Origin of the sequence: Gallionella capsiferriformans ES-2 (assembly GCF_000145255.1) — a bacterium.
Taxonomy (GTDB): Bacteria; Pseudomonadota; Gammaproteobacteria; order Burkholderiales; family Gallionellaceae; genus Gallionella; species Gallionella capsiferriformans.
Map to the genome: position 1 here is coordinate 1,903,193 of NC_014394.1, position 14,082 is coordinate 1,917,274.

Consider the following 14,082-nt stretch of genomic DNA (forward strand, 5'->3'; position numbering starts at 1 on the left):
TCTAAAGAACTCTACAAGAATTCGTTTTTTAACGGATTTTCAGGGTTTCCCGGTTAGCAACGATGTTTTTTGCGCCGGTTAACTCTCTACCCCTATTCGGGTAGCTCTCGCCTGCGTTTACCATAGGGAACGACTAACGTTCACCATGCCGTTTTTGATTCGGCGTCCGACTTCTATACGGATGCGATTCATCAGCGCATTGCGACGCGGATTCCCTTTGATTAAAAGGAATTAACATGACATTTGAAGAACTGAATTTAAACCCATCCATCCTGAAGGCTATCGCCGAAACAGGTTACACAGAACCGACACCAATTCAGGAACAAGCGATCCCTGAAATCATCGCCGGTCACGACCTGATGGCTTCTGCTCAAACTGGTAGCGGCAAGACCGCAGCCTTTATCCTGCCAGCACTGAACCGTTTGGCAACACCCTCCGCTATGCCCGGCAAAGGCCCGCGCGTATTGGTTTTGACACCGACTCGCGAACTGGCACAACAGGTGTGCGATGCCGCAACTAAGTACGGCAAAAACATGCGCTTCAAGATCATCAGCATTCTGGGCGGCATGCCATACCCTGTGCAAAACCGTTTGCTCTCCAGCCACGTGGATATTCTGGTGGCAACACCAGGCCGTCTGATCGACCATCTGGAACGCGGCCGTATCGATTTCTCGCGTCTGGAAATGCTGATTCTGGATGAAGCCGATCGCATGCTGGACATGGGTTTCGTGGACGACGTAGAACGCATCGCTGCAGCGACACCGGCAACCCGTCAGACTTTGCTGTTCTCGGCAACGCTGGAAGGTGTTGTTGGCAATCTGGCATCGCGTCTGCTCAAGACACCTAAGCGCATCAATGTATCCGCCGCTAAAGACAAGCACGAAAACATCGAACAGCGCATGATGTTCGCTGATGACGTTGCCCACAAGAACAAGATGCTGAGCCACCTGCTGACCGATACCGAAGTCAATCAGGCATTGGTATTTACCGCCACCAAGCGCGATGCGGACGGCCTGGCCGACCAACTCTCAGCCCAAGGCCATTCAGTTGCCGCTTTGCACGGCGACATGAGCCAGCGCGAACGTAACCGCACCCTCTTGAACATGCGTAACGGTAACGTGCGTATTCTGGTTGCAACTGACGTCGCTGCTCGCGGTCTGGATGTACGCGGTATCTCACACGTGATCAACTTTGACTTGCCTAAGTTTGCTGAAGACTACGTACACCGTATCGGTCGTACCGGTCGTGGCGGTTCATCCGGTATCGCGATTTCCTTCGCCTCTAACCGCGATGCACAACTGCTGAAGCGTATCGAGCGTTACACAGAACAAAGCATCAAGATGCACACCATCGAAGGTCTGGAGCCTAAGTACAAGCTGCGCACTGGCGGCCCTTCTTCTGATCGTCCTCGCGGCAACGGCGGCCCACGCAGTGGCGGCTTTGGCGGCGGCAATGGCGGCGGCTTTGGCGGCGGCAATGGCGGCGGTTTCGGCGGCGGCAACGGTGGTGGCGGCTACAACGGTAACCGTGGCAATGGTAGCGGCTTCGGCGGCGGTAATCGCAGCTCAGCATTCGCTGGTAACGGCAACAACGGTGGCGCAGGCTTCCATCACAGCGCACCGGATAGCCGTCACAGCCATCCTGCTCGCAACGAAGGCTTTGGCGGCCAGGCGCGTCCGGCTTTCGGCGGCCAGGCTCAACAGCCACGCAGCCAGGAGCGTAGCTTCGGCAATGCACCTCGCGCTAACACTGGCGCACCGCGTGGCGATCGTCCGGCATTCGGCGGCAATGGCGCTCCGCGTCGCGACGGCGGTGATCGTCCAAGTTTCGGCGGCAACAACCGTCCTAGCTTCGGCAATCGCGGCGGCAACAAGTAATCCTGCTATTTAAGGCATAAAAAAAGCACGCTTTATGCGTGCTTTTTTTATGCCTGCCTGAAAAGCCTACATGGATGCATCGAAGACGACCTACTCGCCCTCCAGCGCAAAAACAACCGGCACGCTAAACCACTGCGTGACGGCTTGCCCGCCATGACGGGCCGGCACAAATCGCCAGCTTCTGACGGCATTCATCGCCGCATGATCCAAAATATCGTGACCGCTACTGCGCAGAACACTGACCTCCCCGCAAGCACCCTCACTCAGCACTTCAACACGCAGCAACACCCGCCCCTGCCACCCCATGCGTTGCGCCACGGCAGGATAATTCGGCCGCGGATTTTTCAGATAGTTTGCCCTGTAATCAGGCTCCGTATCGATGACAGGAGCAGCAACGATCTGCGCCACAGGCGCACTATTGGTGATCACCGGCGTCGCGACCGAGGCTACGACCGGCTCGGCTACTTCGGGCTCCGACTTTTTAATCAGCGGCGCGCGGACAGGTTCAGCCTTGGGTGACTCAAGCTTAGGAGATTCAGGGCTAGGAGGTTCCTTTCGGGCAGGCAATGACGGCATGACGGGGTGCGGTTGAGCCAGTAGCTGAGCCTGCACAGACACCGACATCACACTCACCACAACCTTGGGGGGCACAGGCTGCATCAGCCAGATACCTATAACGCCAGCATGAATCACCACAACCAGCGCGACGATGCTAATACGCTCAGCGTAGCGAATCTCGGGCAAGGCAGTGATGAATGGAGACATGCGAAATTACTCTTGAAATGAACTGCCGATTTTACCGCCTGTTTACCCGTCGCGCTTTATTTTATACGGATTGGGCAGAGCACATTGACAACATTACCCGCGGTCAATAAAAAACCGCCCGAAGGCGGCTTTTTATTGACGGAAGAGCAACCTTAAAATTTCACCGTCACACCGGCGTTGATCGAACGCCCCATGCCGGGAACAGCGGTACCATATAAAACGCCCGTCCCCATCGTAGCTCCCTGCCCGACATACGCGCCGCCCAATGGATTGGCGTAAAACTTGTTGAACAGATTTTCAACACCGATATCGAAGCGCATTTGCTTCCATTCATAACTGCTATACAGATTCAGCAAACCATAGCCGCCGGTCGCCAACTCTTTACGCACGGCCTCCACGTTCGTCTTGGCACTAACCAACTTGACTTCCATCGTATTGGTCCAGTCACCTGTGCGTTGTTCGAGCGCCAGCTTTGCATTCAACGGCATAATATTGTAAAGATTGCCACCGCTAGTCAGGTTCTTACCATTCACATAGCTCAACACACCCTTTGCAGTGATCCCGCCAAAATATCCGCCCTTAGCAAGCGACACTTTTCCAGACACATCCGCACCATACAGACGCGCGGTCTGGTTCGCCAAAGTTAAATTAAGAAAACCATCAGCAGTTCGTGCAGGACAAACAACACCTATAACAGTACAGGTGACCGCATCAATGTAATTTTGTACATGCGTATAGTAAGGCGAGACTTTAAAACCCCACGCGTCGCCGTCATGCCAGTCCCCCGATGCGCTCAAAGTGTGCGCCACTTCGGGCTTCAAATTAAGATTACCGACATAGCCATTGCCATCACCCACCCAGTTGTTCATGTTCATCACCATGGTATTGGTGTTTGACCAGGCAAACTTCTCATACAAATTAGGTGAACGCGACTTCATCGCGTAGCCCGCCTCGAACGTTTTGCTTGCATCGGGGGTATACCGTGCGAGCGCGATCAAATCAATGTTGTTGTCGGTGCTCTGACGGTTCGCCGCATTAAAAATCGCTGCTGCCGCGTTATATGCAGCACCATAGCCCTGCACCGTGCCTGTATTCATTTTCACTGATTCAGCGCGCAACCCAAACTGCGATAACCATTGTTGATTCCAACGTGCTTCCCATTCGCCAAAAATACTGGCGCGATCTCGTTGCCCGTTGTTGATATTCTTAAAAATATTGGGGGACATCATTGCCGAGTTTGCAACCGGGTTCCACCAGTCGTTCAACCTGTACTGCTGATATTCCGCGCCCACGCGCAGAATATCGCGCTCGGAAAGGATCACGTCACCTTTGACCGAAAACCCGGTATTTTTACCATCGGTGTCCATCGGCATACCAGCCACATTCTGAAGCACACCGTACCAATACAATTTGTCATCGCCAAATTGCATCTTATGGCGGGTATGTTCGTTATAAGCACGCGCCTGCAATTTCCCCCAATCATATTGACCTGTGTAGTTCAAATTGATCTGTTGACTGTCATTTCCCGTCATATCCATACGCTGATTGGAAAATCCCTGATAGGGGATGTTTTGTATGCCTAGCTTCAGTTCAAACAGGTGATTATCACGTCGCAAGCCAAATGCCAGCGCATGATTTTCCGACTTGTAAGCTGATGATCCGACCACATCACCAGCCAGCCAGCCTCTGCCCACTGCCGCCAAACCAGCAGGTTTAAATGTGCTTGCAGCGGTATAATTTCCCGCCGTCACAGTCGATCCGGTATAGCGCATGGAGAGATTTTCACCGGCAATCGTCGCCGAGAGATTGCCGCCTTGAGCCCCATTGTTGCTACGATAAAAAGCACCTGCCTGCCCTTTGAGCAAAGTGCCCTCCCCCGCAAGAGCAAACTCGGGAGCCAAGGAGTCCACTTGTATGGTGCCGCCTATACTATCCCCGCCGATACTGACCGGCGTAATGCCTGCAAATACCTTTACGCTGCCGACATTGGCAGGATCGATATATGACAAAGGAGGATTCATATGATTGGCACAGGCAGAAATCAAATCCATGCCGTCGACTTTAACGCGCACACGATCATCGGCCATGCCGTGAATAACGGGCAGACTGGATACGCCGCCAGCACCGTACAAGCTGACACCCGGTTGGCCGTCGAGTAATCTTGCGGCATCGCTCGTCCCGGTGCGCAGGCGCAGCAATTCTTTTTTATCCAGCCCGGTGCTTGAGGATGCCGGTAGCGTCAGCAACTTTTCAGCAGTGACGACGACGTCAGGCAGCTCCGCGGATTCTGCGGCAAAGGCAGACGGGGCGAATGCCAGTGCGACACAAAGGGTGATTCGTTTCAATTGCATATCTTTTCCTGGTGAAAGTTAATGTATACGCAATTTTACTAAATTACTTTTCGTCTCCTCTGCGGCATTTTGTCGCACCACCCTGCGGCATTTTGTCGCACCCCCTTACAATCGAGCACTTTTACTCGGACGGCGGGCATAAAAAAACGGGCCGAAAATTCAGCCCGTTAATAAACTTATACCCTAGATCAAGCGGATAGTTTCTTGCACTCTTTAGCGCAAGCCGCACAACTCTCGCCGCACGCTTTGCATTCTTGGTGTTTTTCAGCATGCTTTTTGCAGGCTTCTTCGCACTGGTTGCAGGCATCCTGCGCAAGCGCCGCCAATTTCGGCAGCAATTTCGAATTCTGATTCGCCAGTTGTTGCAATGCCCCACATAGCGCAAGCATCTGACTGACGCTTTTTGCGCAGGCCGCCATCTCTTTCTCGCCGTCCCCCAACAATATCAGGCAGTGAGCGAGACACACTTCGCCAGTTTGCACGCAGTCGGCCGCCGATTTTGCCAATGCCGCGTTACCCGCGGCTCCGTGATGATGTTCATGAGCCATATGATCATGCTCAGCAGCCTCAGCATTACCCACCAAAGCCGCACCCGCTAATGCCATACCGCCTAACAACAGCTCTCTTCTGTTCATAACACACTCCATTCGTTAACAAGCCATACAACATTACATAGGATCCAACACGGACGAAGCTCACATCCTGCCTGATTCGAGCTGCAATCGTCAATATAATGCCGTCGAATTTGGTTACTTCGCTAGTGTGACAAAAGACAATTTGCTCACTCCCGCATGCTGTGCCAGCGCCATCAATTCGGCAATGCGTCCGTAGGGCACCAGCTTATCCGCCTCAATCTGCAACTGAAACGCCGGATCCATCGCCCTCACACGCAACGCTTCGGACAAGCCTGCATCGCTCACATGCGCATGATCCATGGCCACATTGCCGCGCGCATCGACTTCAAGACTGACTTTTTGTAATTTTTCCGTCTGTTGAACCGCATCCGTTTTCGGCAGCGTAATCTTGAGTGACTGAGGGGATAGCAAAGGCGCGGTGATAATAAACACCACCAGCAACACCAACATCACATCGACCAGCGGCGTAACGTTGATTTCGCTCATCATTTCGCCATCTGAATTATTACCGGCCATCCCACTACCCCTTAAAATTATGCTTGAGTGCCAGACGCATAAAGTCGTGCGCAAAATTTTCCAACTCTGTGATACGCACCTTTAAATTGCGCAGAAAATAATTATAAGCTAGGACGGCAGGCAAAGCGGTAGCAATACCGATCGCTGTCGCAATCAACGCCTCACCGATCGGACCCGCCACAACATCGAGTGATGCCGCCCCGCTTTGCCCTATGCTTTGCAGCGCATGCATGATGCCCCAGACTGTGCCGAACAGCCCCACAAAGGGCGCCGTCGAACCGATAGTCGCAAGTTCTGCCAGCCCCCGTTCGTGATAGCGTTTTATATTTTCCACCTGTTGCCGCAACTGACGCTCCAAAATTTCCTGCGGCGCACCGGTATGCATCAGATCCTGCCGATCCGAACCCAAAGCACGAAGCTCTGAGAAGCCGGCTTTGGCCAGCAATGCGACATCGCCCTCACCTTCGCTGGCCACACCTTCGGCTGCGCTCCAGTTGCTCGCTGCCCAAAATGCGCCGTGAAAAGTACGATTATGCTTGCGATCCTTCGTTTGCTTCCAAAGCTTGAACAACGCAATCGACCAGGTGGCCACCGACAACAGGATAAGCAAAAGCAGCGTACCGACCACGACGGGGGAGTTCACGGAAAACAAATTACTCATACTCTTGCATCCTCTAACGTAAAAATAGCGGGTTCAGTTGAACCTGCCGATCACACACATACCCGGGAGGGAATAAGCCGCTGTGCCACCGGCATGGGAGTCGAAATGTAGCGAAAAAAACAACTTTCGGGAATGTGGCATTTTGTCGCACCCAAATCAGAACCGCATTCAATCCCTGCGCAGCGCGGCCTTAGTCATCTTTTTTGGGTAATCAACTGACAAAATACCGTCAACGATGATTTTTAGCTCAACTGCATCGATTTCCGGATAAGGGGGCATATCCATTTTTCCCCAGTCACCTGAACCGCCTTGCCTAATTTTTTTGAACAGATGCTCACTAGCCGTTTTGTCATTGCTGTATTTTTCAGCCACTGCGGGCCATGCGGGAAGCCCCATGCCATTCCCGGCGAGGTGGCATGCCAGACAGTTATGTTTAATGATCAACTCATCGAATGACTCACTCTTCACCGGTGCTGCAACTGGCGCATGCTGACGGTCGTCACATGCGGACAAAGCCATCACGACCATCATCAGCGCGGCGCAATAAACAAGGCAATATCTTAAAGAGGCCATCATATGTTCCAGCACTTTTCCATAAAATGGTGCATTTTAATAGTTTTTATCAAAACAATCGCCTGTCTGCCGCGCTTAACGCACCCGCCCGCCAATTTTCAGGTCGCATTACGCAACTTTTAAGTTCAGTTAAGGCTTAGACTGTTGCTCAAAAGCTTCCACCGCCTTCTTAACAGATACGAAAAATTGCTGACTCCCTAGTGCTTCTGAAAGACCGACTTTCGCCAACTCTTCACGAAAAGGCCTTGGTGCATCGGCGATCTTGATTTGCACCCCGCGCTCCTGCATTTCCCGGTGTAACTCGGCAAAACGCTGTGCGGCCGTCACGTCCATGTCGGTAATCGCCTGTGCATCGATGATCAGCCATTCTAGATTTTCATCAGCCTTATTCACAAATTGCACAATGCGTTCCATCACGTAGCGCGCGTTAGCAAAAATCAGCGGTGCATACAGACGGTAGACCATCACGCCGGGCACGGTTTCCGCCTCGTCATCCTCCAGACAATCATGAAACTTGCCGTCCTTGATCAAACGCTTTAACACCGCATCGCGCGGCCGCGACAATTCGACCAGCAAAGCGATAAGCGACAATAGCAAGCCGACGATAATACCGGTCACCACCCCGGCCAGCAGAATCGCCAGCGTCACGCTAACGGCAATCGCAAACTCGTTCCGGTCTATCTTGTATAGCGTGCGCAGCGATGCCAGCTCCAGCATCCCCACAGCGGTGACGATCAAGATGGCACCCAGCGCAACTTTAGGCAGCAAGGCAATGAGCCCGGTCAAAAACATTAAAAACAGTAACAAGCCCCCTGCCGAGACCAATTGTGCGACCTGCGAATGACCACCTGCCGCATCGACGATCGAAGTACGCGACTGACTGGCTGACACCGGAAACCCCTGCCACATGGCAGCCAGAATATTCGCCGAACCTAATGCAACTAACTCCTGATTAGGACTGACCGGATAGCCATGTTTTTCAGCAAACGTCTGTGCCAGCAAAATCCCATCGGAAAAAGTCAGAAATGCCAGCGCAACCGCCGCAGGTGCCAATGCGGCAATATCAGACCAGAGCGGCACGAATATCTCAAATCGGGGAATGCCGGAGGGCACGTGACCGACCAGCGCGATACCATACTGCCCCAGATCAAAAACAACCGTCACCAAAATTGCTATCGCCGATACGGCCAGCGCTCCCGGTACGCGCGGCAGCCAGCGCCCCATGGCGACCAGCATCAACACCAGCAACACCCCGAATAGCACGGTGGGCAGATGAGCCTCGGGCAACTGGCGGATCAAAGTTGAGAGCAGCGGAAAAAACTCTTCACCCTGAGTCTTGATCGCGAACATTTTCCCTAGCTGAGTGGAAATAAGCACCAGGGATGCGCCATTGAGATAACCGACCAATACGGGTCTGGACAACAAATCGGCAACCACGCCCAAGCGCAGTCGCGCGGCAAGCAGCAATACCACACCCGACAACAACCCTAATTCTGCGGCCAACTGCGCTACCCGCCCAGCATCCCCTGATGCCAGCGGCAAAATCGCAGAGCCCGCCAGCAATCCGATCGCTGCATCCGGCCCCGCAATGACATGACGCGAACTGGCAAACAAGGCGTAGCCGATAGACGCTGCCAGTGCGGCATAAAGCCCGGTGATCGGCGGCAAATGTACCAGCTCGGCATAGGCGACGACTGCCGGTATCATCACGATGCACGCCGACAAGCCGGCAGACACATCGCGACCTATCCAGCGTGGATGGTAATTTCGCAGGGTATCTAGCAGCGGTAAAAACGAATTGATCGGTTGTCGGTGCAGGGGGATTTTCATAGTTCAGCTAGTTCCGGTAATCAGTTAAATCTCATGCGTACTGTTAATACTCCCGTCATACTAAACTAGCCTGAAAAATTTGCTCATAAAATTGCTCAATGGCAGACATCCGTGCCGTCGATAGGTTTGCGTTATAATTACCCCCCTTTTCAGCCAGCACCAGCTCAGGACAAAATCATGGAAGTCGAACAAATCAATTCAATAAACAATCACTTGCAAGACTTGAGCTTACGCAGCAATGAATTACGGAGGTATCTTTGACTACGATACCAAACAAGAACGTTTAACCGAAGTTTGCGAACTGGCCGAAGATCCGGCAATTTGGCAGGATGCAAAACGCGCACAGGAACTGGGACGCGAGCGAAAAATGCTCGAAAGTGTTGTTTTTGGCTTGGGTAAAATCCAGCAGGATCTGACGGATGCGGCCGAGTTGTTTGAAATGTCCCAGGAAGAAAATGACGAAGCGTCATTAATGAGCACCGCTGCCGACATCGATGACATAGAGCGCCGCGTCGCCGAAATGGAATTTCGTCGCATGTTCAATCATCCGATGGACCCGAACAGCTGCTTCATCGATATTCAGGCAGGTTCAGGCGGTACGGAGGCGCAGGACTGGGCCTCCATGCTGATGCGCATGTATGTACGCTATGCCGAACGCAAGGGCTATCAGGTCGAAGTACTGGAAATCTCCGACGGCGATGTCGCGGGTATTAAGGGCGCATCGATTAAGCTCATCGGTGAATACGCCTTTGGTCATCTGCGCACTGAGACCGGCGTACACCGGCTGGTACGCAAATCGCCGTTCGATTCAGGCAACCGCCGCCACACCTCGTTTTCCAGCGTGTTCGTCTATCCGGAAGTGGATGACTCGATCGAAATCGAAATCAACCCGGCTGATCTGCGCGTGGATACCTATCGCGCGTCAGGCGCGGGCGGTCAGCACATCAACAAGACCGATTCGGCCGTGCGCATCACGCACATTCCGACCAACATCGTGGTGCAATGCCAGAGCGATCGTTCGCAACACCGTAACCGTGCAGAGGCAATGGCGATGCTAAAATCGCGCATGTATGAAGAAGAGTTACGCAAGCGCAACGAAGAAAAGCAGGAGATGGAAGACGGCAAGACGGATATAGGCTGGGGGCATCAGATCCGCTCTTACGTGCTAGATCAGTCGCGCATCAAAGACTTAAGAACCAACCATGAAGTCGGCAATACGCAGGGCGTGCTCGATGGCGATCTGGATGACTTCATTTCAGCCAGCTTAAAGCAAGGCGTTTAACCACCGCTGCCCCAACAGGGGCAGCGTATAAATTAGACACGGGAACTCTCGTGCTCCAGCAACTCACGAATCTCTTCTAACTCATCAATCGTGATAGACAGATGATGCAGCGCTTCCTGAAAATGCGCATCACTCACTTCGAAATTGGCGTTTTCATCGAGCCCCGCGATCAAACGTTCTGCCACATGGGTTACCGCGATCAGCGCAACAGATGATCCCGCAAGGGTGGTTTCAGGCAGCTGATACACATCGCTTTCATGGTGAAACAAAATCGACTGCCCGATATTTTTTGGCAACCCCCAGTTTCGCGCCAGCAAAGTGCCGACAATAGGATGCGTACAAGGAAAATACTCATTCTCAGCATCGATCAACGACTGACGCCTGTCCATCGCCAGCTTGATGACATCACAATAGTTGTCAAAACGCTTGCGCAGCAAGGGGATAGCCGAATCATGAAACAAGGCGAACGTATAAGCTGCATCAGGAGGAATGCCGTATTGTTTTCTGGCGATCAAGCCGGCAGCGGTGGCCACTAGCGAGGCGTGATTCCAAAAGCTCTCCAGCCATTTCGCATCCACACCACTCATGCAATTACGCAGAGCAGCCGCCACAACAACGCACACAACGTTACGTATTCCCAATCTGGCCAGTGCAACAGATACCCCACTCACGGGTTGACTGGTGCGAAACATCGGTGAGTTTGCCAGCTTGATCGTCAACGCAGCCATCCCGACGTCCTGCTCAATGGCTGCGACCAGTTTTCTGATATCAGGCTCATCGCGCTGAGCCTCAGACATGGCCAAACTTACGATTGCAGGACAAGTCGGAATATCGATGTTTTTAAAAACGAGACTGATATCGTCGTGTGACAATTCCAGATTATTAACTTCCTTGCAAACACCCATAACGACCCCTAAAAATACTGACCACAAGATTATCTGCGAACGATAATACTTTTTTATGTTGATGGATACTAGCCAATAGGGCTAGCCCCGTGCGCCGCTCAAATAAAGCTAACGCACATACCTTGTCAGTCTGTTACAGGTTCGACATGCCAGATCCGCTCAGCATATTCTTTAATCGTACGATCACTGGAAAACTTACCCATCCCGGCAACATTCAGAATGGCGCGGCGCGTCCACTCCTTTTGATCCTGATACAAAGCGCTCACCGTATCCTGACACGCAACATACGCCTCATAATCGGCCAGCAAAAAGTACTTGTCCCCCTGATGAAGCAAGGCATCAACGATAGGCTGGTAACGCGCAGGCTCATCCGAACAGAAATAACCACCGGATATCATATCCAGCGCCTGTTTTAACTCGGCACTGGCATGATAATAGCGCATCGGATCATATCCCTGACGACTTAACTCCTCCACTCCTTCCGTTGTGAGTCCAAACAGGAAGAAATTGTCGCTACCCACTTCTTCGCGCATCTCTACATTGGCGCCATCGAGCGTACCGATGGTCAATGCACCATTGAGCGCAAGCTTCATGTTTCCCGTACCCGAAGCCTCGGTCCCTGCAGTGGATATTTGCTCCGACAGATCAGCGGCCGGAACGATACGCTCGGCATTGGAAACATCGTAATTCGGAATGAAGACCAGCTTCAATTGATTACCGACCCGTTGGTCGTTATTTACAATATCTGCGACATCATTGATCAGACGGATGATGCATTTAGCCATCGCGTAACCTGGCGCTGCCTTACCCGCAATGATCACCGTGCGCGGCATACCGTCAGCACCTGCGCGAATGCGGTTATAAAGCGTGATGACATGCAGCACGTTGAGCAACTGGCGCTTGTATTCATGAATCCGTTTGATCTGAATATCAAAGAGCGAGGCTGGATTGACTTCGATGCACAACTGCGAGCGTATCAACTGAGCAAGCCGCACCTTGTTTTCATGTTTGACGGCACGAAATTGCGTCTGAAAGTCATCCTCATCAGCCAGTTTGCGCAATTCTTTGAGCTGATCAAGATCGGTGATCCAGCCATTGCCGATCCGTGTACCAATCAACGCGGCAAGTCCGGGATTCGCCTGATTCAACCAGCGTCGCGGCGTCACGCCATTGGTCATATTGACAATTTTTCCCGGTGTGATACGTTCAAAATCGGCAAAAATCGTACGCTTCATCAACTCCGTATGCAACGCTGCGACGCCGTTAACCGTATGGCTGCCAACGATGGCCAGATGAGACATTCGCACACGCCGCCCGTTGGTTTCATCGATAAGAGACAAACGCCTGAGTAACTCACCGTCTCCAGGGAACTGATGCATCACCTGTTGCATAAAGCGGTAATTGATTTCAAAAATGATCTGTAAATGGCGCGGCAGCAAGCGTTCAAAAAAGGCCACCGGCCAAGTCTCCAAGGCTTCTGGCATCAGCGTGTGATTCGTATAGGAAAAAATTTGCGTGGTCAGTCCCCACGCCTCATCCCAACTTAACTTATGCACGTCGACTAATAGCCGCATCAGCTCTGCAACGGCGATCGACGGATGAGTGTCGTTCAGCTGTACTGCAATTTTTTCCGGCAGCATCGCCCAGCCGTCAGCATGCTTTTTATAACGGAACAACATATCCTGCAACGAAGCACTGACAAAAAAGTATTGCTGTTTGAGCCTTAACTCCCGTCCGACTTCCGTTGAATCATCCGGATACAGCACCTTAGATAAATTTTCCGAATCATTCTTGTCGGCAACGGCCTGTATGTAATTACCCTGATTGAAATAGCGCAAATCAAAATCACGAGAGGACTTCGCAGACCACAGCCGCATGTTATTGACCGTTTTTCCGCCAAAACCCGGCACGGGCGTGTCATACGCCATCGCCATCACATCGTCCGTTTCAACCCAATGGTGATGCAGCGAGCCGTCCTCGTGCCTATATTCAACAACGCGCCCGTAAAACTTGACCGGATACAATAACTCAGGACGCGGGAACTCCCAGGGATTTCCGTAGCGCAGCCAGTTATCAGGATGCTCAACCTGCTCGCCGTTTTCGATACTCTGGCGGAACATACCGTATTCATAGCGTATACCATAGCCATAACAGGGCAAATCCAAGGTCGCCATTGAATCCAAAAAACAAGCGGCTAGACGCCCCAACCCGCCATTTCCAAGCGCTGCATCAGACTCAATTTCAGCAACCTTCTCATACTGCTGCCCGAGCTCATACAGCGCAGTCTTTAATTGCGCATCGAGCCCCAGATTGAGCATGGCATTGCTCAACGTACGCCCGACAAGAAACTCCAATGAAAGATAATAAATTCTTTTGGAGTCGTGTTCATAGTAGCGCTGCATCGTCGCCATCCAGCGCTCGACCAGACGGTCTCGCACCACGTGGGCTGCAGCCTGAAACCAGTCGCGTGTGGTGGCATTGGGCAAATTCTTACTGCTGGAATAAATCAGATGTTTTGTCAGCGATGCACTGACGCCCTCAACACTCATATCCGAATTTCTCGGTATCGAACTGCTATTCATTACATCCCCCGTGGTGGAATTCTTCAATTCTGCCTGATTCTCCGCGCCTTGTCAGACCCTGTCAATCTTGCCTCTTGTCAGGATGAGATACTGCAAAAAATGCCT

11 protein-coding genes are annotated in these 14,082 nt (G+C 52.3%); 2 read left to right on the plus strand and 9 right to left on the minus strand.

The features are described 5' to 3' along the window. Positions 1-236 precede the first annotated feature (236 nt). Complete coding sequence (locus tag GALF_RS08735) at positions 237-1,877, plus strand: DEAD/DEAH box helicase (protein WP_013293695.1); 1,641 nt, start codon at positions 237-239, stop codon at positions 1,875-1,877. 90 nt (positions 1,878-1,967) lie between these two features. Here GALF_RS08735 and GALF_RS08740 read toward each other — a convergent pair whose 3' ends face one another. The 7 genes from GALF_RS08740 to GALF_RS08770 form a co-directional block, all read right to left on the minus strand. Next, positions 1,968-2,642 carry an energy transducer TonB gene (locus GALF_RS08740; protein WP_013293696.1) on the minus strand — a complete coding sequence of 225 codons (675 nt, stop codon included), beginning with the start codon at positions 2,640-2,642 and terminating at the stop codon, positions 1,968-1,970. Positions 2,643-2,794: 152 nt separating this feature from the next. Continuing rightward, on the minus strand, positions 2,795-4,993 hold the full coding sequence (locus GALF_RS08745; RefSeq protein WP_013293697.1) for a TonB-dependent receptor: 2,199 nt from the start codon (positions 4,991-4,993) through the stop codon (positions 2,795-2,797). Between the two features lie 188 nt (positions 4,994-5,181). After that, complete coding sequence (locus tag GALF_RS08750) at positions 5,182-5,628, minus strand: four-helix bundle copper-binding protein (RefSeq protein ID WP_013293698.1); 447 nt, start codon at positions 5,626-5,628, stop codon at positions 5,182-5,184. Between the two features lie 114 nt (positions 5,629-5,742). Beyond that, positions 5,743-6,144, minus strand: a complete 402-nt coding sequence (locus tag GALF_RS08755; protein WP_013293699.1) for an ExbD/TolR family protein — start codon at positions 6,142-6,144, stop codon at positions 5,743-5,745. Positions 6,145-6,148: 4 nt separating this feature from the next. After that, complete coding sequence (locus GALF_RS16085; protein ID WP_013293700.1) at positions 6,149-6,805, minus strand: MotA/TolQ/ExbB proton channel family protein; 657 nt, start codon at positions 6,803-6,805, stop codon at positions 6,149-6,151. Positions 6,806-6,973: 168 nt separating this feature from the next. Continuing rightward, positions 6,974-7,381, minus strand: coding sequence for a c-type cytochrome (locus tag GALF_RS15025; protein ID WP_150102597.1), 408 nt, complete (start codon positions 7,379-7,381; stop codon positions 6,974-6,976). A gap of 126 nt (positions 7,382-7,507) precedes the next feature. Continuing rightward, complete coding sequence (locus tag GALF_RS08770) at positions 7,508-9,208, minus strand: SulP family inorganic anion transporter (protein ID WP_013293702.1); 1,701 nt, start codon at positions 9,206-9,208, stop codon at positions 7,508-7,510. Between the two features lie 177 nt (positions 9,209-9,385). Between GALF_RS08770 and prfB the strand changes: the two genes are divergently transcribed. Continuing rightward, a protein-coding gene (gene prfB / locus GALF_RS08775; RefSeq protein WP_013293703.1) for a peptide chain release factor 2 occupies positions 9,386-10,490 on the plus strand; the annotation gives its coding sequence in 2 pieces (ribosomal slippage) (positions 9,386-9,466 and positions 9,468-10,490; 1,104 coding nt in all). Positions 10,491-10,522: 32 nt separating this feature from the next. Here prfB and GALF_RS08780 read toward each other — a convergent pair. Both GALF_RS08780 and GALF_RS08785 read right to left on the minus strand, forming a co-directional pair. After that, positions 10,523-11,395, minus strand: coding sequence for an HDOD domain-containing protein (locus GALF_RS08780; protein WP_013293704.1), 873 nt, complete (start codon positions 11,393-11,395; stop codon positions 10,523-10,525). A gap of 125 nt (positions 11,396-11,520) precedes the next feature. After that, positions 11,521-13,977 carry a glycogen/starch/alpha-glucan phosphorylase gene (locus GALF_RS08785; protein ID WP_041938040.1) on the minus strand — a complete coding sequence of 819 codons (2,457 nt, stop codon included), beginning with the start codon at positions 13,975-13,977 and terminating at the stop codon, positions 11,521-11,523. Between the last annotated feature and the right edge of the window lie 105 nt (positions 13,978-14,082).

Excerpts from the sequence above, each read along its gene's own strand:
- GALF_RS08785 (WP_041938040.1), bottom strand. The coding sequence starts at position 13,977 with ATGAATAGCAGTTCGATACCGAGAAATTCGGATATGAGTGTTGAGGGC.
- GALF_RS15025 (WP_150102597.1), bottom strand. The coding sequence starts at position 7,381 with ATGATGGCCTCTTTAAGATATTGCCTTGTTTATTGCGCCGCGCTGATG.
- GALF_RS16085 (WP_013293700.1), bottom strand. The coding sequence starts at position 6,805 with ATGAGTAATTTGTTTTCCGTGAACTCCCCCGTCGTGGTCGGTACGCTG.
- GALF_RS08755 (WP_013293699.1), bottom strand. The coding sequence starts at position 6,144 with ATGGCCGGTAATAATTCAGATGGCGAAATGATGAGCGAAATCAACGTT.
- GALF_RS08770 (WP_013293702.1), bottom strand. The coding sequence starts at position 9,208 with ATGAAAATCCCCCTGCACCGACAACCGATCAATTCGTTTTTACCGCTG.
- GALF_RS08780 (WP_013293704.1), bottom strand. The coding sequence starts at position 11,395 with ATGGGTGTTTGCAAGGAAGTTAATAATCTGGAATTGTCACACGACGAT.
- GALF_RS08735 (WP_013293695.1), top strand. The coding sequence starts at position 237 with ATGACATTTGAAGAACTGAATTTAAACCCATCCATCCTGAAGGCTATC.
- GALF_RS08745 (WP_013293697.1), bottom strand. The coding sequence starts at position 4,993 with ATGCAATTGAAACGAATCACCCTTTGTGTCGCACTGGCATTCGCCCCG.
- GALF_RS08750 (WP_013293698.1), bottom strand. The coding sequence starts at position 5,628 with ATGAACAGAAGAGAGCTGTTGTTAGGCGGTATGGCATTAGCGGGTGCG.
- GALF_RS08740 (WP_013293696.1), bottom strand. The coding sequence starts at position 2,642 with ATGTCTCCATTCATCACTGCCTTGCCCGAGATTCGCTACGCTGAGCGT.